Consider the following 20,495-nt stretch of genomic DNA (forward strand, 5'->3'; position numbering starts at 1 on the left):
CAACGGCCTCCTTATTTCACCAGTCGGAGACCGACGCCCTTTTCAGCGGCCGTCTCTTCTGTTTGCTGTTCGTTGGACTGATCAGAGGCATCAGCGTTGTCGCCCGACGGCGTTGAGGCGCCTCCGACGACGACCTCGTTCTTCCGATTGACCAGTGACATGTTCACCGGCACAAGACGGACCTGGCCGGAACCATTGGCGAGCGGGTTCAGACCGAATACGGCTCGAGCTTCGTCGATTTCGATGATACCGCGCTCGACGGCGCGGATAGTGCGATCGGTCTCAGCCTTCGTATCCCGAAGGGTCATTTCGCTGCGATCGAACTCAAAGAAATAGCTCAGCCTTTCCTTTCGGCTCAGCAAGATTTTGGCGAACTGTTCCTCGAACGCTTCCGCCCGCGGTATCAGCGTGTCGCCGACGTACATCTTCTCCTGGGTTTCCAGATTGTCGTACTTGGAACCGTCCATCAGGAAGATTTTGTGGGGCGGCATGCGGAAGAGACGGCAGATTTCGTTGATCTGCGCCTCGAATTCCTTGACGAGCTCCATCTCGGCCGGCTTCGACGAGACCGCCTGAAACTTGACACCACCTTCAAGCACGATCGGCTCGGTCAGTTTCCGGAACCGATGCATCAGCTCCTTGAACTGACTCCTGAGCCGCTGAAAGATCGGATCTGGTATAGGCTCGAGATTGTCTCGGCTAAAAATTCCCCGGAGCTGCCCTTCGTCGCCGAACAGGTTTTTCCGGTAGTCCGCGAGGTTGTTCATGATATCGAGCGTCTTGCGCCCCGCCGTCAGGGTGGAGTAGCCGCACATTCCGTCGAGCATGCGAGTGCGAACATGGATCATGTCCCGTTCTGCGAATGTCCTAGACACTGCGCCAAGGAGAGCCTGCTCTTGCATGGTGCCGGCAGTAACCTCGTAGAAGACCTCTCGGCCGTAGATCTTCTCCTGGACCCTGCCCGTCTGAAACGGGATGATTTCGAGCGGCGTGCCGTCATTGGCGCGAATGACGCCGGCGTAGGCATTGTCGGTCAAGCATGACCAATAGACCATCATCTCGATGCAGTTGCGCCAAGTATGGCGCGGGTTGGGCTCCAGCTTGAGGAACGCGGCCATATCATTGCGGCGAGGGTCGACGACCTTCGACGTTCCGTTTTCAAGAAGCTGGCGAAACCGGAAGGTTGCCTTCGAGATGTCCTGCGCAATGACGTCGCAGCAGAGCATCAACGCCCCGATCTGCATGGCGCCGGCAACGCCCGTTCCTGCGAAATTGCCCTCAATCCATTCCGCGAACTGCGTCATGGTCATTTCATCGCCATGGCTCTTTTCGAACAGCTCCAGCTGATGCCCGCCGTCGATTTCGTTCTGAACGATCAGATCATCAGCCATTTGCCATTTCCACATTTTCAAAACCGATCAGCCCGCGATGCTGATAGGGATCGGTATTGATGCCCTGAGCCTCTCCAGCCGGCTTTGCTTCGGCCGGATCCAGCCGGCACCCGTTCGCGAAGCACATGGCCACGAAGCCATCGATCTTCCGCGGCGAGTCCTTTTTATCTTTCCTCGGCAGGATCGATCCGTTTGGCCAACGATCGCCGTGGGTGTTGCCGACCATCCAGGACAGAACCGGGTTGTTGTCATGCAATATGCGCTGCGTCGCGACACGGCCGATGATGTCGTCGGTCGGCGCTGTCATTGTCTTCTGGTTGTTCGGATAGACCATGACGGGCTTGTTCCCGTCCCAAAGATGCTTGACCGTGTTGTGAGCCTGCATCGGGTCACAGGCGATAACCTGGACATCGAAGAGCTCGCAAAACTGCTCGATATGGCTCCGAACCAAGTCGTGATCCGCAAGTGGCCCCGGAGTCAGGTATAAATATCCCGCCTCCTGCCATAGGGCGAGGTTGTCGACTAGATCGGCATTTTCCGCCGTCGGCGACTGCTCCGGAAGATAAAATTGACCGAACACTGCCAACTTGTCGTTTGGCATCTCGAACAGCAGGATGATGGCGCACATATCGAGCACCTGACCAAGGTCGACGCCGATCCAGCACCGCTTCCCGATGAAGTGTGAAAGGTCCAGCCCCTTCAGAAAGCAGGCAGCCCATGCAGCCGCTTCAATCAGCGTCATGCCGGCGCCGGTCCATAGATTGAACCTTGTTCTGGCGATCTCGCCGCGCTTGTCCGGTCGAAGCTTGTGGCCCTGAAGGACCGACGCATTGATCTTGATCGGATCCAGGCTGATCCCGTACATCGGGTTTGCCTTGGCGATTAGTTCGGGTGTCCGAAGCAATCGATCCCAATCGATCGCCTTGGTTTCCGGATTTTGATAGTCCTCCGGATCCAGGGTGTAGATCGCTGCGAAGAAGGTGTAATCCTCCATACCGTGGAGGAGCACCATCTCTGCTTGCTTTAGAAGATCGAAGCCAGGTCCCTCGGCCCGGTAACCCGCCGTGGTGATCATTCGGCGTTGAGCGTTCGGCCGCGCACCAAAAGCGGAATCGACTACCTTATAGACGCTCGCGGCGCCGGCGTGCCCCTCTTCGAAAAGTGCAAGGCTCGGGTTCAGACCGTCAAGTCGCTCGCCCTGAGACGAGAGCTTGAAAATCTTGCTTTCACCCTTTGTGACCTCGTCGTTCGTGACCCGAAGTCCGAATTCTTCAATTAGCTCCTGGTCGTTCTTGACCATTTTGACGATATCGCCAAACAGCGTGTCGTCAGCCTGTTTGGCGGTAGCCGCGGCGATCGGAATTTCCTGTCCAAGGCCAGGCGCGCAGCAAAGCTCATAAAGAGCGGCTCGAGCCGCTCTCAGCGACTTCGCATTCTTGCGCGGGATGAGCTCCAGCGCCGTTTCGACCAGCCTCGTTCCGTTGAGCCGCCGGCGGAAGCCTTGGCACGCGGACTCAATCCAGATCTCGAAGGGCTCAAGGATGATGCTTGGATCAGGTTTCCCATCCGCATCGATCTGGTTGATTTCCCAGTTGCCACTTTCGAAGTGCCGGAGCCGCTCGCCAAACCGGCAGAAATCGACAACATGCTCAGGCGAATAGTAGAACTCGTTCCTGTCGTTCTTCGCCATCTCCAGCATGCGGAGGTAGCGTTTGGCTGCCGCCACGAGGAGACGATTGCTGGGCAGGCGTCCCGATACCACGCACTCTGCATAATAATGCGCGATCGCCGGGTAGTCTGGGACAAGCTCCTCTTCCCCGGTCTCAGAGTTTTCCAGGATCAGAGGATCGAGATGAGCGCAATCTGAACGGTGAAGCCCGAGAATTACTGAACCCTGCGCCCTCGAACCGGCTTTTCGCTTTCCCTGCGATGACTGGCGCGTTTTCGGCAACTCCGAGCATCCTTATTACCGAAGTGCGCTGCTTCATGTCGTCAGCTGTCGGGATCTTGCCGGCTGTGATCTTGCGGTTTATGCGCATGTCGATCATGCCCAAAGACTCGCAGTGGGCTGCTGTGACCGACGTCAATTTTCCCTGGTCCAACAGCAGTTGTGCGAATTTCTGGTAAGTGGCTCTGCCGAACTCATCCAACGGAAAGGTAGGCAGCGGGATATCGGAGAGGAAAACACCGGTTACGACGGTCGCAGCAGCCCGCTCGCCGTACGCTGCTTCAGATCGATCCGGACGAAAGGTACCGCGACGGATCTTTTCGGCATCCGAGAGCCTGTTGGAACCGCCGCTATTCTTGTTTCCGGCCATCACGCACCTTTGCGGGCTTCTTGCCGTAGAGGCGCTCGCCGATGCCCTTCAGCAGTTCCCTGTCCGGCCATGGCAGGTTGGTGTCGTTGATATTGACGATCAGGACATCCTGATCATGGAAGACGTTCTTCTTGATCGCCTCGTAATCCACGGAATGCGGCGCGCGGTTCGCAGATCGGAATCCCAGAAATGTCATGCAGCCAGTGCCGACTAGAGACGGATCGCACGGACCAGCATCGCCACGTTGCCGCCGGTGTACGTGATCGGGATACGGTTGTTCGCGTTGACGTAGGCGCCGATCTGGTCCGATTTCAGCAGAAATGCACCGTCCGAGCCGGCCGGCAACGCAAGGCTGCGCGTTGGAATCGTAACCGGCCCAGCACCGGTGACGACGCCGGTGGTTTTGGTCGGAGCAACGTTCACTGTGATCGAGCCGGTGTGACCGTTGCGAAATTCGATCAGAAGATCGCCGCCGCTGTAGCTGATTTCGTCACCCGCAACTGCGGTCGCGGCGAAATCGGCCGCCGAACCCGCAATAGTGAGGGACTTAGGGGTGATCGTGGACATGAGGCTCTCCTTAAAGTTCCTGCCCGAGGTCAACCCGCGGCAACCACGTCAGCGTGGATTTCATACCGGCATTCAGGATCTCGACGCCCATGCCGTTCAAAAGGTGGGTCAGTTCGCGCAACCGAATTCGCCACTGCCGGACGTCCGACTGCTTGTCCATGCCCGGCCGGTGGTGGCCGAACCAGTGCGAGCGGGCGCCGTCGTCGGTGTAATCGAGCCCCAGGATAATTATCTTTCTCGCGCCAAGTTGGGCAGCGAGATGAACAGCCTGGTAGCCGGAGTTGCCACCGCTCCGAATGCAACAGGGTCGCGGGTCGAAGCCTTCAACGCCTGTGACCCGTAGCATTTTGACGTCGGAATAGCTCACCGGCTCAAGCGAAGTCTTGCACCCGGTGAACGCCGGCACGCCGGCGTGTTCGAGCCACCAACGGCGATCTGCGGCGTGCAGCCAATCGGCAAACCAGCACGGATAAATCGCATCATTGACGGCGATCACTCTGCACCGATCGGCAGCACGAGCAATTCCGATCGTTCGGATCTCGTTGACGGTGACGGATGGTCCCCCGGCCACAACAACGGCTGGGTGATCAGTAAACGCTTTCGCTTCCATCTTTGTAGATGATCTTGGAGATCAATTTGCCGTTCGGGCCGTAGACGACCGCTTCGCCGTCGATGACAGCTGGGATCAGAACGAGCCCCAATTCGATCTCAGGAGATCCACCGCCCTGATGTTTGAATATGATTTCGGTGATGCCTTCGATCGGATTGCCTGCGACGTCGCGGACAATCGTTCCGCGCTTGGTCCCGTCGGCTACGATGTTCACTTTCATCGCACGGCCACCCAAATCGCCAACCAGAGAAGCTTGCTGACGAGGTGAAGCGCCTGGTCGACAGCGAACGAGATCTTTCTCTCGACCTTCAACTCATCGATGACGGTATGTGCGAGCCATTCGGCAAGACCGAGCCAGACATTCCCCGTGACGAAGGCGACCGCAGCGCCTTGGATACCGGCATGAGCGACCAAGTGATAGATCCGAAGGGGACCGGCCGCCTTTGCCGTGGAGAGGAAGTCGCCCTGGAGGGGGTAGTCACAAACCCAATGTGCTCCGAGCAGCATAAGGGCGAGCATGAAGATCTGTTCCACGGCTACTTCCCCCGGACCTATTCCGCATCCGCTTCGGCAGCGAGTTCGTAGGGCTGAACCTCATGGATAAGGAGATCCTGGCCGCTGTGGACGTAGAAAGGCACTTCGTGGTCCTTTGGGACACGCGCCGTGGTTCGCGCCTCATTCGTGGCGGTGTCGATCACGGTGACGTCTACCGGCCAGCCGTGGTTCGCCTGCACGATTACTGTGGTGGTCATCGGAGGTTCCTTTCGAACTGATGATGAACCGCAGATCCTACCAAGATCCGCGGCAAAGTTTCGCGATACGTCATCGACAATGTCCTGGATCGTCTCGATGCCAAGGTATTTCCTGATATCGGCGTCTATGCATTCGAAATCATCGTCGGTCGGATGGCAGCATGGCGTGGAATGCATCAGATCAGAGTGATGACAGGCACACCGACAATTGCCGTACGCAGGCGGAAACGCACGTCTATGGCGGCCGGCGCTGATCTCATAGTCACCTTCGAGAGCAGCCATTCGCTCGAACCACTCTTTGGTGATGTTTGAGAACATTTTTATACCCGGGAGATTTTTTGTCTCAGAATTCCAATACAAATCCGGAAATCTACAGAGGCTTGATCTCCACTGCTTTTCGGTGGAGATTAAAAATTATCCTAGGGAGGAAACCGTGACTACAGATACTTCGAAAGAGAAGGTTAGCTATGTGTGCGATTGGGCAGTAGCTAAGGATAACATGGATTGGGTAATCGATCGCGATCCCGAGGCCGGCCGTTATTGGCGAGACGCCATGAACAGAGGCATGGATCCCTATGATGCGTTGTTGGGGCGGCTGCTGCACAACGACAAGGCGCACCACTCCGTCGTCTGTTGCCGAACGAAAGGCATAGAGTATCTTGAAGAGCGCGGCTTCCAGCGCAAACGATGAAATTCCCAATTCTCAGATTATCTTCGAGGCTGAGGCTTCCCCACTCCACGCCGTAGACCGGTTAGATAACCCGTTCCGCGCCTCGCTATCAGGCTCGTGACCCTCGTCAACGACGTAGAGGCGTCAATGCCTGCCGGCTATCGTTGTCCCTCGCACCCGGATTGCCGGAGACGGTATGGAGGTAAGCCGGGGGGGGTGCCGGCGCTGGTGAACTTCAACAGGTAGCAATCAGCGAATGATCGCACAGGCTTACGTATTGCCAGTGCAGCCTTGCGCTCTAGTTAGTAGGGATGACCCGTAAAACCGATACCAAAGCCGAAATCACAAATATCGAAGCCTATGCGCTCATCATGGAGCAGAAAGTCGCCCGCGATAAGAAGACCGCTCGGCTTCGAGATCTACGCCTCTCCAAGGACGCTGAAATGGAAGCTGCTAAGCCGGCGAAAACCGCGAGAACAGCGAATTCCAAGCGCAAGTGATGCCGAATTCATGCCCGAGCCGAAGCCCGGGCTATGGGGCGGCGCTGCAGCCTTACCTCGCGACCAGGATGCCCCGATCCCTTGGAACCTACCCCATGTTTGGAGCGGATAGCGGGAATCGAACCCGCGCGCGCTGGATGGAAACCAGCTGCTCTACCATTGAGCTACATCCGCAATTGGCTGCGAGGCAGGACTCGAACCTAAAAACTCCGTAGATCATCATGGATTTCCCGGTGGCAGTTTGCGCAAACAAGTTCGCACTTGAGCACTTCTGCCTTTACCTTTTCCCAAGATCTCGTGGCACCGCTCTTGCTTATCGAGAAATCCTTACCGCCGGGCTCTTTGTGGTGAAACTCTAAGGCCGAAATGCTGCGAGAATAACCGCATCGAACACACTCGCCGCCCAGCAGTTCTACAGCTTTCGCTTTAAGCGCCCGACGCTTATTGGAAACATGCACGACCCGAGCGGCTCTTACTTTCTCAGGGGTATCATTGACCACGAAGCACGATCGCTTGCAGTATTGTTGCGAAGCTCTCTTCGGCGCGAAAATCTGTCCACACCTCGCACAAGGCTTTTCAGCCTTTGTAAATTTTCCGGTGTACCGACCGGTCTGCTTCAACTTTGCTATTACACCAGCGCTAATTGCTAATCGTCTTTTCTCGTCCATGGCGACCCTATAGCACGCGCTCCGCACGTCGAGCTACATGCCGATGAAACGGGACGACTTCATAGCAACCAGGTGATCAAATCCGGTCCCATCCATCGCCCCTGCTCTCACAAGTATTCTTGGCGGTATCGGAAGGGATCGAACCTTCGCAGCGTTTCCGCTTCGCCAGTTTAGCAAACTGGTGCATTACCACTCTGCCACGATACCGTGGCGGAAGGTGAAGGAGTCGAACCCTTAACCGTTAGGTTAGTCCGGTTTTCGAGACCGGTCGCCAGCCATCCCAGCACCACCTTCCGCGCGCAAGCTTCCCTCAGGAAGCGCGACTGCTCGAAGACGATGATGAGAACGACTGACGCATTATCCATTCCCCTGGTTCTGGCTCCTGGATTCGAACCAGGGGTCTCGGATCCAAATTCCGATGCCTTACCGCTTGGCCAAGCCAGATCAATTTAGGCTGGTGACTGCGGCGAGCCTCGAACTCGCGACCCTTCGGTTAAAAGCCGAATGCTCTGCCAACTGAGCTACGCAGTCACGCTGAATAGCGCTGCTGTGCCCGTTTGATTTGGTCGAACATTCATTCTCTCGCTTGATTCGGTCCCCACCGGAACCATCAGATTCGCTGCTGATTTGAGTCTAGGATTCCAAATCCGTCAACCATGGTATCGCGATTAATTTTTGTTGACTAACTTGATAGCTCGATGAATTCAATTCATGGGGCTAGTTTCTCGGACTTCTGCAGCCCTCGAGATTAATTTTTGTTGATTCACGGATTTTGGCGTCCATTGCTCAAATCTGCTGCACACCTAACAGACTATCTTTCGCCGCTGGTCGGATAATCATTCAAGTCAAACAACGGTAACCATTGCCGTCGCCTGGCGCATTTCATCATTGACCATATGCCTCCGCGCATGTTTTGATTCAATTCCGTTCAAACAGGGATCACATCGATGGCCATTCTCGAAGAAAAGAAGAAGATCGAGGTCACAGATATCGAAAAGCTGCGACCCGAACTCCTGGAACTGTCGGTCAATGAGATCGATCGAAAGATCGCTGAACTCATGATGGCGAAGGAAAAGAAAGCGGCGATAGAGGCCGAAAAGCAACGCGAGATCGATCTTCAAATCGCGCAAACGGCATTCGACAACATGATAGATGCTTTTCAGGTCCTCAATGGCCTCGGCCGTCTGCCGGATCGGATCAAAGCCGTCCTGACATCGGAAGATGGTTCTTTCCAGCCAGGCCGATATCTTAAGAAGCCAAGGACATAAACGGCAGATCGCGAGACAATGGCGTCCATTTTTATCAACAATACCGAGTACGATAGCGAAACGTTCTCGTCGTTGTCGCGGGAAGTCCGCGTTGATCTAATGATTGACTGGTTCCTCCAGAACTTCGAAGAGCCGGGAAACCAACTTCCTTACGACCCGGAGGAAGGAACGTACGACTTCACCCAGCAAGGCGGCCCTTTTGATGCAAAGGAACAGTTGGAAGAGATCTTTGCAGAGAAGGTGCCCTCTGAGGAAATCGACCAGGCGGCGAGCGCATTAGATAGGCGCAGTTTCGATTGGACACGGCGAGATCCGCCACCGCAGCAGATAAGTATTGGCGCGAGCTATGGCGCGTTATCGATGGACGCAAGCGTGATCCAGATTCCGCCGCTTCTCACGTTTGCTACCGAGACCTACGATCCGCAAGCATTTCGCGCGCTAAAAGCAGCCAAGCGAATAGCGCTGATAGCAGAATGGTTTGAAGATCGATACGAGGTTTCACCGGCGGATTTCAACGACAGAAGCGTCCTGAGCGGTGAACGCGACCTCCAGACTTTTCTCAAGGCGAATCTGTTCGGATATGCTGAAGATGACGAGGTATCCATTGCTGCCCGACTGCTTATCAAGCAGGATATAAGATGGAGACCGGCATTATCTTCACAGTTCGGCTTTCAGAGCTCCGCCTTTTCTGATGCATTTCAAACGAGCGAAGTCATCGGCATACCTGTTCCTCGGAAAATGCGCCGAGCGGCTAGCCGCGCTCAGGAGTATCATCGGTCCCGTGAATCCGGGCTAGCTTCCGTTGAAGCGCTCGCGACGGAACTGCGGGAAATGATCAACCGAAGCCACAACATGGGCCCGGATCTCGTTGATCCCGTTATCGAGCATGCACCGGAGACTTTGCGCGCAGCAGAGCGAATCTTAGCTGTTGTGAAGGACCCAGAGCCCGACAAAGACGAGCTCAAGAATCTCCATCGAACCATTAGACGACTATGCATCATTGTCGGAGCGATGCCACTTGTCAGTCCGCTCAGTCATTCGATCATCGACGCCGCCGTAAGTAATCATTACACACAGCTCGAAACCATTTTGATCAACGCCGTTCAGTCGTTAGGACGTTTCATCGGAATGCTCTAGCTTTGCTAAGTCGTCCTGTTATAGGCATTCGGTCTTTCCTTCCGCCCAACTGAACACTAGGTTCATATCGTGCGACTTTGCGAGGGTGTTTCCGGACCAGACCGTCATTTCCGAACCATTTCCAGCCTTAGAGATTTTCACTTTGATGTAGTAATTCCTGCCGGCAATGCTGGTCCTGGAATCTGTTATCTCTCCGAAGCCGAGATCGGGATAGAGTTGCGCGTCCACCGTCAAACGATTTGAGATCCCGCCGGCGAGGCACCGCTGTGCTGGCTCGAGCACCTTGCGATATAGAGCCTGATAGTTGTCTGGATATTTTCTGGTTTGCGTCGCCGTCCCGCTCGCTGACTCTAATTGTCCGGAAGACGTCGAGCATCCCGCCAAGCAGGCAAGAACGAGAGCGCCCCAAATTCGATAGTTCACTATCCCCTCCTCCTCTAAAGATCGAAGATTATTTCAACGCAGGTCGAAAGCCAGCCACCGGGAAGTCGAACACTCGAGACCCTTGATGAAAAAAGGAAGCTTCAATACGAAGCCGCTTGGCTCTGCTGAGCATTTTCGCCAACGCTTTGGGGTTCTCGATAAAGCGGCCCGTCGTCCCATTGTCCTCCGGCGCCGAGATCACAAATGTCTTGATCGGTCCGTCATCCACTCTCACTTGGATCCTACAACCTTCCGATCTCCCACAGAAAAACTGCCCTTTGTCGATCACGAGCAGAGCTAGAAGCCCATGCTGCGGGTTGTTGAACAGAGCAAGCCTTGCTCTTTGATCTCCCTCGTATGGGAATGTGAAATTAAATGTGTTGCTCGAAGTGACCTGCGCCACATTAATTTCCTTGTCGGACAGATCGTCGGTTTGGGTATAATAGGTCCAATCGGACCCGGCGGCCTCGCGCTCTATCGTATTGGGCGCTACGCGGGTCGAAGTTTCCGCTCCAAACACTTGCCCCCCCGACAGCGCCAGAACGAAACTTGCAACAATCAGTCTTATGATCATGTGCCTCTCACTCAGCCTGCAATCGACGCTTATTTCCTTTGTTTCAGCACTAAGAGTCAGGTTTTCCTTTGCTCTTGATTAGCGACTGTATTTTGACCTTTAGTTTCGCCTTTTTCTCATCGACAAGCTCTGCCAATGCGTCCTCCAGAATTTCAAAGCAGTCCAGTAGCGTCTGCGTTTCGCCCTCACCTTCATGGCTCCCGAAATTTCCAACAATACGCAAGGCATGAAGGGCGTCTTTGTGTCCCGGCTTAATCTGGTCAAATTCCTCGATTCGCTCTGACAGATCTAGCTTATGTTTCTTTTTCTTATTGCCCTTCCCTTCGGTTGGCACATGAAATTGGTCCATGAGTTGCTCAACAAATATCCTCAGACGATTTGCAGTTGCGGCTTTATCTACCCAATACAATTCAAACGCCTTTTTCAAATGAGATGCGCAATTGTCCGAAAGGTTCTTGGACACTTTGATGATGTGGGGGGCCGGTCGGATAAAGCACGGCTGGAAGTTGGACTCCCAATTCTGTGTTTCTTCTTCGTAATCTTCGTATAAGACGACAGGTCGGTCACCAGCCACCGTGACGATCTCACCACAATGCGGAATATCGCACTTAAGCATGCCAACAAAGCGACTAGTGATCCAGTCTGGCTCAAAATCCTGATGTGTATGGTTAGCAATTGAGTACTGTGTCTCGTGGTCCTTGAGGAACCCGGGTATCGGCACGAGCGACCCACTTTCACACTTTGGGCACGTCCATTTGGGTAATGACAAAAATGCCCTCTGCCACTGGTCCGGTCTCATGCTTTCCTCGAATCCTTACTGGCTCTTCGAGCAACTTATGCGAGACACAGCCATCACCGCAATACTCGTTTCTCGGCTACTGCAAACGGGCACCATCTGGCATATTTCACGCGTACCACCGCTGCCGCAAAGTAGAATTCGTTTTCCAACGCCACAGCATGCTCACCGGATGCAAACATCTCCTTCGGCGGCCAAGAGCGCAACGCATGGAGATTGACGACTAGGAGGAATGCCGATCGCCGCATGAAAAGACTAGACGTGAGAGAGCCCGTAATGGCCCAGCCACCGCCGCCAATTGAGTTCAACCGCCTTCTTTGCAGTTGCCGCGCGGGAAGCTTCCCCGAAGCCGTTACCGAGCCATCCCATTTGGACTGCCGTAATTTGCCAAGCGAACTTTCCGTCGTAGCGCTCCGTCACAATGGCGACAGTTCCCTTCCCGCACTTGGCAGCCCAGGACTTCGGGCCACCGAACGACTCCCAGCGGAGTTCGCCGCCCCCTCGAGCGCCACTATTCATGCGAGATTTCACCTATTGCCTCTGCGATTAGTTCTGGAAGTCGTTCCTTCAATCGCCTAAGAGCCATCGATCTGATCAATTCCACTTGCCTCGCTGGTGTCGGGGGTGGAGGTCGAACCTCTCCCCCCCGTTGCTCGACTTGTCGCTGGAGCTCGCCCCACAGCCGATCGCAGGCCTCGGCGTGGAGTCTATCCGCCTCTTCAGGATCCAACCTCCAGATAGGCGAACTTTCCATTTCAATGGCGTGTTTCGCCAAGGCGAGGATGGTGGCGTGCTCGTCAGTCATCAGATAGCCCGGTCATTCCTGCTTGAAGATAAGGGCGCGAACGGCCGAGTCCTTGGCTTCGAGGAGATGCCGGAGCATGGCCGACTTCTCTGGATTGTTGGGCAAATCCGTATCCATCTGCCTGGCGAGATCGCCGAACGGCTTGCTGACCGCCTGCAGATGCTCCGGAAGATGCTCATAGGCGAAGAACTGCATGGTATAGTGGGGTGTCATTTGGTTTCCTTTTCCGCTTTCAGGCGCTTTCTGCGCGCCAGTTCGATATCCCGAGATACGGCCGAGCCGCCGCTCTCGTAGTCCTCCGGCAGCAAGCCGCCGCCGCAGTGGGTGCAGCAAATCGCCATAGGACGCTGGCGATTCCAGGCGCGATCGATGTTCTTCGTCGCCTTCTTGACCAACGTCGCCTTCTCCGCCTCCGCGGCACGGGTGAGTTTCGCTTGCGCGGCCCGCTCCATGTCATGGAAGTGGGAAGTGATCGTCATGAATGCATCGAAGTTATCAACGGTGCTCTCGCAGTCCTGGCACCAAACTCGCCGCTCGCTCGGATTGTAGGTCAGGCGCCGGTGCCTGCAGATCTTGTTGTGGAACTTCGGAAGGCCAAAGGCGACGCGAACCTGGGCGAAGTCGATCACAGGTGAACTGTAGGGCGTCGAGCCCGGATTTTCTTCAATCGGATTGTTGCGATGGTCGTCGCGATCGTCGCTCAAAGGTCGTCTTCCCGAAGCGAAGCCAGAAACTTTATCGCCAGCGGATCGCCGGCGGCAGCCTTGCGTATCGCAATCTCGCCGAGGAGCGCGCCCTTCGGCTCCCCCTCGAACAACGGCATGAACTCCATCAGTGCATCGGCCTCGGCGTCGAGATCCGCCGCCCGCTCCTTCTCGCGATCGGCAGCATCAGACATCGCCCTGTCGAGTTCGTCGAATGTGATCTCCGCGAATTGCGAGACCAATGCGTCTTCGAGTTCTTTGCGGTTTTCAAACCGATCGCTGGTCAAAATGAAATCGACGAGTTCATTGTGCCTGGCTGCCGACAACATCGCCAATCTCCTCTTTCAATCGAAAATCTGATCTGTGGCTGAACCGAAGGGAGCTCGCTCGCACGTATTCAAGCATCGGCTCCGAAGCGATAAACCGTCGGCCGAGCTCACTCGCGACCTTTCCTGTAGTGTTGGAACCCGCCATCGGGTCGTAGCAAATGTCCCCAGGCGCGGTGGCCAATTGAATAATCCTACGTGGTATAGCCTCCGGGAAACGTGCCGGGTGGCGCCCAATACCGACGTCACGCGCCCGGCGTGAATACGTATCATTGCCAGATGCGCCGCCGGCTATGATCAAATTCGATGGTAGGCCTTGGCCAGATACAAAGGCGCTTTCGCATATATCCATCCCAGATGGACGGATCGTATCCCTTTTCACCTTCCGGCCAGATGATGATTTGACCGGCATTTCGATGCGGGTGATATCCCAAGACGGCCGTGGTGCTTTAGAGAAGAGCAAGACGTGCTCGAGCTTGTTGCGAGGATGCACCTTTCGTTTGGCCGTCCATTCGATATTTCCCAGTTTCGTTGGCGAATACCACATCATCCGGCCGGCGAAGTGCAATCCGACATCGTCTATGCTCGAAAGCGTAAAGCGCTCGACATATGGCGATAACATCGGGGTCCCTTGTACGAAAACATCCATCAGGTTGACAGCAATGGTGCCGCCCGACGCGACGAGGCTCTTCCATATCCCCATGCAGTGACGCATCCACCTAAGCCACTCCTCCACCGTGAAGCGTCCGTATTCCCGGTTCACGACCGGATACGGCGGCGAAGTCATCAGCAACTGGACAGAGCCATCGTCTATATAGCTGGCGGCATCTTCAGCATGGGCCCAGAGCGCAAACCCGTCACCGGTGGTATAGATCAGCACCACAGCACCGCGTCGGATCTTTCCGAGCTTCAAATATGCGGAGTCGGTCAGTTCCCAAATACCGCGATCGCCGGCAATCAAGCCTTCTGCGACAGCGGTCTGACGCGCCCATCGAACCTGCTGATCAAAAACACGGTAACTTTGACCGTCACCGCACGTTCGGGTTTCTTGACGCGACTTTTCGCCGATGCCGATGGCGTCGGCCACACGCTCGTAGACTTCAGACGGGCGTGCTCGGCCGCCGACTTCTTCTAACACCTCAAACAGCGGCAACTGGATTGATTTCTGGATGCTCACGTCCGTGCGCTCCTTTCCAATCCGTCTTGCAGCACGAAACAGGCAAGCTCATGCATAGCTGCTCTGGTGCCGTTCTCTTTCATCGCCGGCTCGCCAAGGTCGTTCCACCTGATCGCCTGGCAAATACGCATCAGTCGGTTCATGCGCGCGGATGAAGCGATAGCCATCGTTCTGGCGTCGTCTTCATCGAAAGATGCCGCCTTCGCGAGTACAGCAATTACGATCCGCTCATATTCCTCGTCATCGATCCATACGGACCGTAGACCCAAGGAGAGCTTTGCCTCGGCAATTAGTTCATTCATCATTAGAAATGTCCTTGACGGTCTCTGTCGGCAAGCGCTTTGACATGCGCCCATACCAACAACGCAACGGTCAGCAGCGAAGCGGCGAAGAATCCCAGGAAGAAGCCGATGTAAAAGCAGGTCCAATCAGTTGTTGCCACCTTCGGCCTCCGCAATCGCGCTGCGCAGTTGCTCCAAGGTATCCGGGGCGGCATCGCGCTCGGCGGCTACCGATGCTATGAAGCGCTCGGCACTGGCGGCGGCACTCAATAGCACGGCCAGCCGCTGTCGATCGGCATCGAATATCGTCCCGATCTTCGTTAGTTCTGCTTCGTTATCGATGCGGAACTCGCCGAGGCCGCCACTCTTGAACCGAATGACAGCGTGCCGGCCGGGATTTAGGCGACCAGTGCGCGTCTTATAGTAGAGAAAGACGCCGCGCTTGGTCGGGTTTGAATCGGAAGCCCAGCCATTTTCAATAATGTCGCCGAACTGAAAGTCGTTCATCTCGAAAAACCGTTCGGGCGGCGTTGCTTCCACACCCGTTTGGGCAGTTTGCTCATTGATCTTCTTCTTCGCGATGAGCATCGACACGCACAGCGCCAACGCCGGCCGACCGCTCGGTGAAAGGGATATGTCGGTGCCGAACCACTCGAGTGGGTCGCGCATGGCGTCCGGAAACCGCATTTGAAGTTCAGCGCCATGTTCAGGGTGATTAAAATCCGGAGTCACCCAAGCATCGTCGCTGAGGCTGCATTCCATAACTCGATACAGCCAGCCTGGAAGCGCTTCTTGGAAGAGATCGCGCGCATGATCCAGAGAGGTGGTGACCATTCCATAAGGATGCTGTCGATCCCACGTCATCCGTCGATCGCGGCCGAGCAGCTCTTCGATCATGATCATTTCAAGCGATTTGCGGAGCATTCGGTTAGTGTCAGTCAGGCTGCTGAGCCCAGCGATAATCTCATCAATCATCATCTGTCCGTCCCGTTCGATTGCTCGATCCGGAGATTGAGCGCCTTCTGGCGTTTGGCGTCCTTCTTCGATCGTCGGCGAACGCCGTCGATTAGATCCTGCCGGGCCTCAACGATCTTTCGGTGGGCCGGTCGCACATCGCGATTGATTGCGTCGAAGAGAGAGCGTATTCCTTCTTCGTGGTTGCGAATGTAAGCCGTGCCCAGGTTCTCTTTGAAGACCTTCAGGAAGGAATCGGCGCCGTAGCATACAAGCGCTTCCAAGGCCTGGATCTCGCTTTCATTGAGCGTGAGCGTTGTGGAAAAAGCGACCGTCGCCTTGTTGATTGCCGAAGCCATAGAGATCTACCTTGCCATTGCATTACGCAGTTTTTTGAGCGCTGCAGCCTCGATCTGGCGAACTCGCTCATTCGTGATCCCGTACCGGCTACCGATCTCCCAAAGCGTCTCTGACTCATCTTTCAAGAACCGCGAGTTGATGATGTCCAACTCTCTTGCATTGAGCCGACGAAGGGCGGTGCGTAGCGATCGAGCCGCAGTCTCTCCGTCAAGCAGTGCTTCGACGATTTGGTCGGGCTGAGGTTCCGAACTCTCGAGCTGTTCTTGGAGGGTCATTCCGTCTTCAGAGACGGGAGTGTCAATGCTGACGTCGTGATGCGGACGGGCCTTAAAGAAAGCGGCCTTAGCTTCATGCGAGGTCCCGGGCCTGACTACGGAATGCATTCTAATCACCAGGTCCCGCATTTTCGCCTGGGCCCACCAGTGAGCATAAGTGGAGAAGCGAAAGCCACGATCAGGCTCAAATTTCGATGCTGCAATAATCAAACCGACGTTCCCCTCCTGGATGAGATCATCGACGTCCACGCCATAGCGAGAGAACTTCATCGCCAGGTGCTGAACCAACGGCCGGTGCGATCGAACAAGCGTTTCCGATGAAGCCGTCTTCTCTTGCTCATGCGTCAGAAATGTCTGCTTGCTCGTTCGCATCGGTTCGTCCATCGGATTCAGGAGGGGAAAGTGGAGAGCGATGCCTACTTGATGTTCAGAAGCGGCAACGCAGAGCCGGGAACAAAGGTCGTTGGCAACTTGCCGTCCCACCGTTCCGCCTTGGTGAGCTCGACGAGGTTCGGCGACTGCTGCAGCGCGTCGGATTTCGCCTTGATTGCCGCTGCCTCGGCTTCGCCCTTCAGACGGACACCCTCGGCATCCGCCTTTGCGCGAGCAAGGTTCGAGTCCGCTTCTGCCTGAGCCTGTGTCGTTTGGATGTCGGCTTCGACTTTTGTGCGTTCCAGCTTTTGCTTTTCGGTCTGAACAAGCATCTCGGCCTGAGCTCGTTGCTCCGCAGCTTGTTCGACCGCGTCGGAGAAATCGATGTTCTCGATATTCACCCCTTCCACCTTCACCAGGCCTTCCCCGACGCCGGCGATGGCCTTCGCGACCTCGGTGTTGAGGCGAGCTCGCTCGCGGATCGCCGTATCAGCCGTAAACGTGCCGAAGACATTCTTTATCTGCTCGCGGGACTGCCGAACGATCGCGCGGCTTTCGATCCCCTCGAGCGTCTGGAAGGTGCGGTAGAGGGTGATGACTTCCTGGTCGGTCGGGATCGCCGAGTAATTGACCGAGAATGTCACCTGAGCGGTCTGGCGGTCGGCCGTGTAGACCGGCTCGTTCTTGAATTCCAAGGCCTGAGTTCGGACCGAGATCACATGGGCATCGGTGATAAACGGAGCCTTCCAATGGAAGCCCGGCTGGGCGACGCCGACGATTTTTCCTTGGGTGACGATAACGGCGCGTTCACCTTCGTCGACGGTGTAAAAAGATCCGCCGGCGAAAGAGAGCGCGACGATGGCGACTATTGCCGCCAGAACAAGCTTCAAGATATTCATGTTACTCCTTGTCTTCCTTCGTGCCCTTAGGGGCGAAGAATTCAATTGCCTTGACCACGCCCATGGCGATGATGACGGCGACAACTAATCCACCGATGACCTTCAGCATCAGAGGAGAGCCTTCGCGATGGCCGCGACGATCACCGCGGCGACGAAGGTGCAAGCGACGACTACCGCGCCGCTGTTACCGTTGAACGCCTTTCCATTGGCGTTCGTCGTGTTCATGTCTTCCGGTTTCATTCGCGGTCTCCCATGTGGGCTGTTATTTGGCGGTGGAGGGCTTTCCGACGAACTGAGAGAGTTTCGATACCGCACTCATTGCCTTGATCCGCAACGTCGAAGACTGCGTCTTTCGGTTCTCCAGATCGACCTGGCGCTCCTCCCGAGTCTTCTGCCGCCGGCGTTGCGCGCCGCGTTTCATTTCCGCGCGGAATTCAGCCCGCTCGACCTGTCTGGTCTTCATCATTCTTCCTCATGTCTGTTGATTGATGATCCGGAGTCCTCTCCGAGATCGAGCGGAAGCAGGGAGGCGCTTCTAGTCGGGCTTTGCTTCGATGACATCTGCATCTCCACTTTCATCCGACATCTTTCTCTCAGCCACGCCCGGGCTGCTTCCGCTCTGACTCCCCGGCGCCGGGGAGCGTTTGAATGCGAGGCAGATTTCAGCCTTTTCAAGGGTCCGTTCGCGACCTCGCCCTTTACTTCAACCCGCCTGCCAGACCGGGTGCATGCATTCCCGGATAACCTGGTGCTCGCCCAATTCCGTTAGGGTCCGCCTCGCAACTGTGTGCCGTCGCCACTGCAGCGCCAGCGAAATGGATCTGGAGGGGCAAGTAAGGGTGTACCCGGCTCGAAGAGCATTCCTGCCATAACCTACTGGGCTTTCGCTTTCGGTTTTACGTTCGCAACCATGGCGTCACCGACATGGACACTCCAGAGGGATCCGGAAGAGGGAGATAGACCTCCAGCACTTGGTGCCTTTCCGAGGAGCCCTACCCTCGATCGTCCGTCCGTTAGATGGCCCATCCAACATCGCGGGATCGGATCAGCGCCGAAGCGCCTTCCAGAACCTGGTGGAAGCTGACCGGATTCGAACCGGCACCCCCGCATTCCTCGGCCAACCACGGCGTCACTGGTAAATGCGGCGCTCTACCCTTGAGCTACAGCGATACGGGTTGGTTACTCCCGCCTTCCATACTGATTGAGGCTATGGCCTCGAATTCGGTGACCGCTACTCTCCCGGCCTGGTCAAGCCTAGTTGGCCGACGCCATATCTCACGCGCAGCGGCTTTCGCGTCGTGTTCCCTCTCGTCGGAGAGCCATACCCCCGGAGTGATAGGAGGCAGGGGCGACATCTACCGGCTCGGAGAAACCGGTCACCCTGGTCGAACTGGAGCGGCGGGGAGTTTCGCAACTCTCCTTCACGTATGGCGCAGATCGGGCGGCCAGTCCCGTCCACGGCCAACGCTATGCGTCTAGCGCGCCGCTTATGCCCGAGCGAGCCACCATTCGGAGCCGATGGTATGGTTCCCAGCCTGGAGCAACTGGGTAGGCTCTGCACGGTACCGCCGTGCCGGATCTGCTTGAGGCCGGTATTCAGCAGCGCTCTGCTCCTGAGCTACCTGCGTCCAGGGCGGGAACGCACCCGCGACCTCTGCCTACTGACCGGTGTCGTGTCCTGCCCGGCATCTAAGGGACCGTCTCCCTACTCTGCCGGCACGCTCCGAGAATCTTTTCCTGCATCCTGTCGGAAGCGCGGTGTGCAGGAGTGCCATACCAATCGATACGGACTTGGCGGGGCGAGCCGGATTTTAACCAGCGATCCTCCGGGGAAACTCCACGGTCCCTTGTCGGTGACCCGAATGACAGACGGCAAATCCATCAAACCGTGCTTCCCCGGCGTATTCAGTCGCAGACGAAGTTTGCCGCCCGTCCGTCCCTACTTCCGCCCCGTATCCGCTTTCGCGGAAATCGCATGCTTACTTTCCCTCGGCGCCGAGGAACGCGGTCCCATAGTTCTCGCCACGCTTAATGAAGGTGAACTTACCGCTGATTGAGCCCCTGATGAGGTGAGGCATCATTTCAGAGAACTCTTTCATGAACACGGTAACGCGAGTTCCCGTACTAGATCGGACGAAGTAGAAGTAGGCGGCGCTGCGACCGCGCGCCGTCCCATCAAACTTCAGCGTATCGTCGAAAACGAAATTGTCTTTCATCACCGACTCAACGCGCTTTCCTGAAACCCATTCCATTTCGGGATAGTGCTGTTGGTCACCGGCCGCGTTGAACGGGATCTTATAGTTCCCCTTCTTCGATGCCATTCCGTCTTCCTTCCAAAACTGGCTGCAGGGGGCGGATTTGAACCGCCGGCCTCCAGGTTATGAGCCTGGCGAGCTACCGAGCTGCTCCACCCTGCATCGTGCCCATTCGGGCGAAACTCTTCTTCCCGTTCGCCAGTCTTGGGATGACCGACTGTGTTCAGCACGGGACCACACCTCGTCGCGATTGTAGCAGCAGGAGTTCCCACCTTCGCCGCATCAACGCCCAGAATTGTTGAAGGTTCGCTATCCTCCGGAAGGATTGGTCGCCAACCGACAAGTACCCACCAAGGCCCATAACACCGTGACCATGCGACCGAACTTTGCCTTTAGGTGGAACTAATCTTCGG

General features: G+C 56.1%; 27 protein-coding genes and 6 tRNA genes. 3 read left to right on the forward strand and 30 right to left on the reverse strand.

The features are described from left to right. Nucleotides 1-11: 11 nt before the first annotated feature. From GR212_RS15380 to GR212_RS15415, 8 genes are all read right to left on the reverse strand, one after another. Complete coding sequence (locus GR212_RS15380) at nt 12-1,391, reverse strand: phage portal protein (RefSeq protein ID WP_163987452.1); 1,380 nt, start codon at nt 1,389-1,391, stop codon at nt 12-14. Beyond that, entirely contained in the window at nt 1,384-3,342 is a 1,959-nt protein-coding gene (locus GR212_RS15385; RefSeq protein ID WP_163987453.1) for a terminase TerL endonuclease subunit, read from the reverse strand. The genes GR212_RS15380 and GR212_RS15385 overlap by 8 nt, the downstream gene beginning before the upstream one ends. Nucleotides 3,343-3,689: 347 nt before the next feature. Then, on the reverse strand, nt 3,690-3,905 hold the full coding sequence (locus GR212_RS15390) for a hypothetical protein (protein WP_163987454.1): 216 nt from the start codon (nt 3,903-3,905) through the stop codon (nt 3,690-3,692). Between the two features lie 14 nt (nt 3,906-3,919). After that, entirely contained in the window at nt 3,920-4,276 is a 357-nt protein-coding gene (locus tag GR212_RS15395; protein ID WP_163987455.1) for a hypothetical protein, read from the reverse strand. 10 nt (nt 4,277-4,286) lie between these two features. After that, nucleotides 4,287-4,886, reverse strand: coding sequence for a hypothetical protein (locus GR212_RS15400; protein WP_163987456.1), 600 nt, complete (start codon nt 4,884-4,886; stop codon nt 4,287-4,289). Then, on the reverse strand, nt 4,864-5,106 hold the full coding sequence (locus tag GR212_RS15405; protein WP_163987457.1) for a hypothetical protein: 243 nt from the start codon (nt 5,104-5,106) through the stop codon (nt 4,864-4,866). The genes GR212_RS15400 and GR212_RS15405 overlap by 23 nt, the downstream gene beginning before the upstream one ends. Then, nucleotides 5,103-5,420, reverse strand: a complete 318-nt coding sequence (locus GR212_RS15410) for a DUF3307 domain-containing protein (protein ID WP_163987458.1) — start codon at nt 5,418-5,420, stop codon at nt 5,103-5,105. Before GR212_RS15410 ends, GR212_RS15405 begins: the two co-directional genes overlap by 4 nt. Before the next feature lie 17 nt (nt 5,421-5,437). After that, nucleotides 5,438-5,638 carry a hypothetical protein gene (locus tag GR212_RS15415; protein WP_163987459.1) on the reverse strand — a complete coding sequence of 67 codons (201 nt, stop codon included), beginning with the start codon at nt 5,636-5,638 and terminating at the stop codon, nt 5,438-5,440. Nucleotides 5,639-6,071: 433 nt separating this feature from the next. On the opposite strand from GR212_RS15415, the gene GR212_RS15420 reads away from it, so the two are divergent. Continuing rightward, nucleotides 6,072-6,329: a hypothetical protein gene (locus GR212_RS15420; RefSeq protein ID WP_163987460.1), complete on the forward strand. Its 258-nt coding sequence runs from the start codon at nt 6,072-6,074 to the stop codon at nt 6,327-6,329. Nucleotides 6,330-6,908: 579 nt separating this feature from the next. On the opposite strand, the gene GR212_RS15425 is transcribed toward GR212_RS15420, so the two are convergent. The 4 genes from GR212_RS15425 to GR212_RS15440 form a co-directional block, all read right to left on the reverse strand. Then, nucleotides 6,909-6,982, reverse strand: a tRNA-Gly gene (locus GR212_RS15425). A 614-nt stretch (nt 6,983-7,596) separates the two neighbouring features. After that, a tRNA-Ser gene (locus GR212_RS15430) sits at nt 7,597-7,683 on the reverse strand. Nucleotides 7,684-7,846: 163 nt separating this feature from the next. After that, nucleotides 7,847-7,920: transfer RNA gene (locus GR212_RS15435), tRNA-Gln, on the reverse strand. 11 nt (nt 7,921-7,931) lie between these two features. Next, nucleotides 7,932-8,007, reverse strand: a tRNA-Lys gene (locus GR212_RS15440). Nucleotides 8,008-8,423: 416 nt separating this feature from the next. On the opposite strand from GR212_RS15440, the gene GR212_RS15445 reads away from it, so the two are divergent. Both GR212_RS15445 and GR212_RS15450 read left to right on the forward strand, forming a co-directional pair. Beyond that, nucleotides 8,424-8,744, forward strand: a complete 321-nt coding sequence (locus GR212_RS15445) for a hypothetical protein (protein WP_163987461.1) — start codon at nt 8,424-8,426, stop codon at nt 8,742-8,744. An 18-nt stretch (nt 8,745-8,762) separates the two neighbouring features. Further along, nucleotides 8,763-9,881: a hypothetical protein gene (locus GR212_RS15450; RefSeq protein WP_163987462.1), complete on the forward strand. Its 1,119-nt coding sequence runs from the start codon at nt 8,763-8,765 to the stop codon at nt 9,879-9,881. An 18-nt stretch (nt 9,882-9,899) separates the two neighbouring features. On the opposite strand, the gene GR212_RS15455 is transcribed toward GR212_RS15450, so the two are convergent. From GR212_RS15455 to GR212_RS15535, 18 genes are all read right to left on the reverse strand, one after another. Beyond that, nucleotides 9,900-10,304 (reverse strand): hypothetical protein, encoded by a 405-nt coding sequence (locus tag GR212_RS15455; protein ID WP_163987463.1) that lies wholly within the window; start codon nt 10,302-10,304, stop codon nt 9,900-9,902. 28 nt (nt 10,305-10,332) lie between these two features. Then, nucleotides 10,333-10,878, reverse strand: coding sequence for a hypothetical protein (locus GR212_RS15460; RefSeq protein ID WP_163987464.1), 546 nt, complete (start codon nt 10,876-10,878; stop codon nt 10,333-10,335). A gap of 49 nt (nt 10,879-10,927) precedes the next feature. Further along, entirely contained in the window at nt 10,928-11,677 is a 750-nt protein-coding gene (locus GR212_RS15465; RefSeq protein ID WP_163987465.1) for a DUF4145 domain-containing protein, read from the reverse strand. Nucleotides 11,678-12,491: 814 nt separating this feature from the next. Further along, nucleotides 12,492-12,692 (reverse strand): hypothetical protein, encoded by a 201-nt coding sequence (locus GR212_RS15470; RefSeq protein WP_204326600.1) that lies wholly within the window; start codon nt 12,690-12,692, stop codon nt 12,492-12,494. Then, nucleotides 12,689-13,183: a hypothetical protein gene (locus GR212_RS15475; protein WP_163987466.1), complete on the reverse strand. Its 495-nt coding sequence runs from the start codon at nt 13,181-13,183 to the stop codon at nt 12,689-12,691. The genes GR212_RS15470 and GR212_RS15475 overlap by 4 nt, the downstream gene beginning before the upstream one ends. Then, nucleotides 13,180-13,512, reverse strand: a complete 333-nt coding sequence (locus GR212_RS15480) for a hypothetical protein (protein ID WP_163987467.1) — start codon at nt 13,510-13,512, stop codon at nt 13,180-13,182. The genes GR212_RS15475 and GR212_RS15480 overlap by 4 nt, the downstream gene beginning before the upstream one ends. Continuing rightward, a complete protein-coding gene (locus GR212_RS15485; RefSeq protein ID WP_348643470.1) occupies nt 13,487-14,686 on the reverse strand; it encodes a site-specific DNA-methyltransferase in 1,200 nt (399 codons plus the stop codon). The genes GR212_RS15480 and GR212_RS15485 overlap by 26 nt, the downstream gene beginning before the upstream one ends. Then, the gene (locus tag GR212_RS15490; RefSeq protein WP_163987468.1) at nt 14,683-14,991 is read right to left on the reverse strand and encodes a hypothetical protein; all 309 of its coding nucleotides are present in this window, start codon (nt 14,989-14,991) and stop codon (nt 14,683-14,685) included. Before GR212_RS15490 ends, GR212_RS15485 begins: the two co-directional genes overlap by 4 nt. After that, nucleotides 14,991-15,128, reverse strand: coding sequence for a hypothetical protein (locus tag GR212_RS15495; protein ID WP_163987469.1), 138 nt, complete (start codon nt 15,126-15,128; stop codon nt 14,991-14,993). Before GR212_RS15495 ends, GR212_RS15490 begins: the two co-directional genes overlap by 1 nt. After that, complete coding sequence (locus GR212_RS15500) at nt 15,115-15,945, reverse strand: hypothetical protein (protein ID WP_163987470.1); 831 nt, start codon at nt 15,943-15,945, stop codon at nt 15,115-15,117. The genes GR212_RS15495 and GR212_RS15500 overlap by 14 nt, the downstream gene beginning before the upstream one ends. Then, a complete protein-coding gene (locus GR212_RS15505; RefSeq protein WP_163987471.1) occupies nt 15,942-16,280 on the reverse strand; it encodes a hypothetical protein in 339 nt (112 codons plus the stop codon). The genes GR212_RS15500 and GR212_RS15505 overlap by 4 nt, the downstream gene beginning before the upstream one ends. 6 nt (nt 16,281-16,286) lie before the next feature. Then, nucleotides 16,287-16,928, reverse strand: a complete 642-nt coding sequence (locus GR212_RS15510; RefSeq protein ID WP_163987472.1) for a sigma-70 family RNA polymerase sigma factor — start codon at nt 16,926-16,928, stop codon at nt 16,287-16,289. A 44-nt stretch (nt 16,929-16,972) separates the two neighbouring features. Beyond that, on the reverse strand, nt 16,973-17,827 hold the full coding sequence (locus GR212_RS15515) for a prohibitin family protein (RefSeq protein WP_163987473.1): 855 nt from the start codon (nt 17,825-17,827) through the stop codon (nt 16,973-16,975). A 108-nt stretch (nt 17,828-17,935) separates the two neighbouring features. Then, on the reverse strand, nt 17,936-18,067 hold the full coding sequence (locus GR212_RS37530) for a hypothetical protein (protein ID WP_281411052.1): 132 nt from the start codon (nt 18,065-18,067) through the stop codon (nt 17,936-17,938). 22 nt (nt 18,068-18,089) lie between these two features. Beyond that, nucleotides 18,090-18,293, reverse strand: a complete 204-nt coding sequence (locus GR212_RS15520; protein ID WP_163987474.1) for a hypothetical protein — start codon at nt 18,291-18,293, stop codon at nt 18,090-18,092. A 605-nt stretch (nt 18,294-18,898) separates the two neighbouring features. Beyond that, nucleotides 18,899-18,999: transfer RNA gene (locus GR212_RS15525), tRNA-OTHER, on the reverse strand. Between the two features lie 807 nt (nt 19,000-19,806). Beyond that, entirely contained in the window at nt 19,807-20,148 is a 342-nt protein-coding gene (locus tag GR212_RS15530; protein WP_163987475.1) for a hypothetical protein, read from the reverse strand. A gap of 19 nt (nt 20,149-20,167) precedes the next feature. After that, nucleotides 20,168-20,244 (reverse strand) — tRNA-Met (locus GR212_RS15535). Nucleotides 20,245-20,495 lie beyond the last annotated feature (251 nt).

The organism is Martinezella lusitana, assembly GCF_010668395.1.
GTDB classification, from domain to species: Bacteria; Pseudomonadota; Alphaproteobacteria; order Rhizobiales; family Rhizobiaceae; genus Rhizobium; species Rhizobium lusitanum_A.

Bases quoted from the DNA above. Each gene is read 5' to 3' on its own strand.
- GR212_RS15515 (WP_163987473.1), bottom strand. From the start codon at position 17,827: ATGAATATCTTGAAGCTTGTTCTGGCGGCAATAGTCGCCATCGTCGCG.
- GR212_RS15490 (WP_163987468.1), bottom strand. From the start codon at position 14,991: ATGATGAATGAACTAATTGCCGAGGCAAAGCTCTCCTTGGGTCTACGG.
- GR212_RS15400 (WP_163987456.1), bottom strand. From the start codon at position 4,886: ATGGAAGCGAAAGCGTTTACTGATCACCCAGCCGTTGTTGTGGCCGGG.
- GR212_RS15465 (WP_163987465.1), bottom strand. From the start codon at position 11,677: ATGAGACCGGACCAGTGGCAGAGGGCATTTTTGTCATTACCCAAATGG.
- GR212_RS15480 (WP_163987467.1), bottom strand. From the start codon at position 13,512: ATGTTGTCGGCAGCCAGGCACAATGAACTCGTCGATTTCATTTTGACC.
- GR212_RS15505 (WP_163987471.1), bottom strand. From the start codon at position 16,280: ATGGCTTCGGCAATCAACAAGGCGACGGTCGCTTTTTCCACAACGCTC.
- GR212_RS15530 (WP_163987475.1), bottom strand. From the start codon at position 20,148: ATGGCATCGAAGAAGGGGAACTATAAGATCCCGTTCAACGCGGCCGGT.
- GR212_RS15460 (WP_163987464.1), bottom strand. From the start codon at position 10,878: ATGATCATAAGACTGATTGTTGCAAGTTTCGTTCTGGCGCTGTCGGGG.
- GR212_RS37530 (WP_281411052.1), bottom strand. From the start codon at position 18,067: ATGAAACCGGAAGACATGAACACGACGAACGCCAATGGAAAGGCGTTC.
- GR212_RS15405 (WP_163987457.1), bottom strand. From the start codon at position 5,106: ATGAAAGTGAACATCGTAGCCGACGGGACCAAGCGCGGAACGATTGTC.
- GR212_RS15415 (WP_163987459.1), bottom strand. From the start codon at position 5,638: ATGACCACCACAGTAATCGTGCAGGCGAACCACGGCTGGCCGGTAGAC.
- GR212_RS15380 (WP_163987452.1), bottom strand. From the start codon at position 1,391: ATGGCTGATGATCTGATCGTTCAGAACGAAATCGACGGCGGGCATCAG.
- GR212_RS15395 (WP_163987455.1), bottom strand. From the start codon at position 4,276: ATGTCCACGATCACCCCTAAGTCCCTCACTATTGCGGGTTCGGCGGCC.
- GR212_RS15450 (WP_163987462.1), top strand. From the start codon at position 8,763: ATGGCGTCCATTTTTATCAACAATACCGAGTACGATAGCGAAACGTTC.
- GR212_RS15445 (WP_163987461.1), top strand. From the start codon at position 8,424: ATGGCCATTCTCGAAGAAAAGAAGAAGATCGAGGTCACAGATATCGAA.
- GR212_RS15500 (WP_163987470.1), bottom strand. From the start codon at position 15,945: ATGATGATTGATGAGATTATCGCTGGGCTCAGCAGCCTGACTGACACT.
- GR212_RS15470 (WP_204326600.1), bottom strand. From the start codon at position 12,692: ATGACACCCCACTATACCATGCAGTTCTTCGCCTATGAGCATCTTCCG.
- GR212_RS15510 (WP_163987472.1), bottom strand. From the start codon at position 16,928: ATGCGAACGAGCAAGCAGACATTTCTGACGCATGAGCAAGAGAAGACG.
- GR212_RS15390 (WP_163987454.1), bottom strand. From the start codon at position 3,905: ATGACATTTCTGGGATTCCGATCTGCGAACCGCGCGCCGCATTCCGTG.
- GR212_RS15520 (WP_163987474.1), bottom strand. From the start codon at position 18,293: ATGATGAAGACCAGACAGGTCGAGCGGGCTGAATTCCGCGCGGAAATG.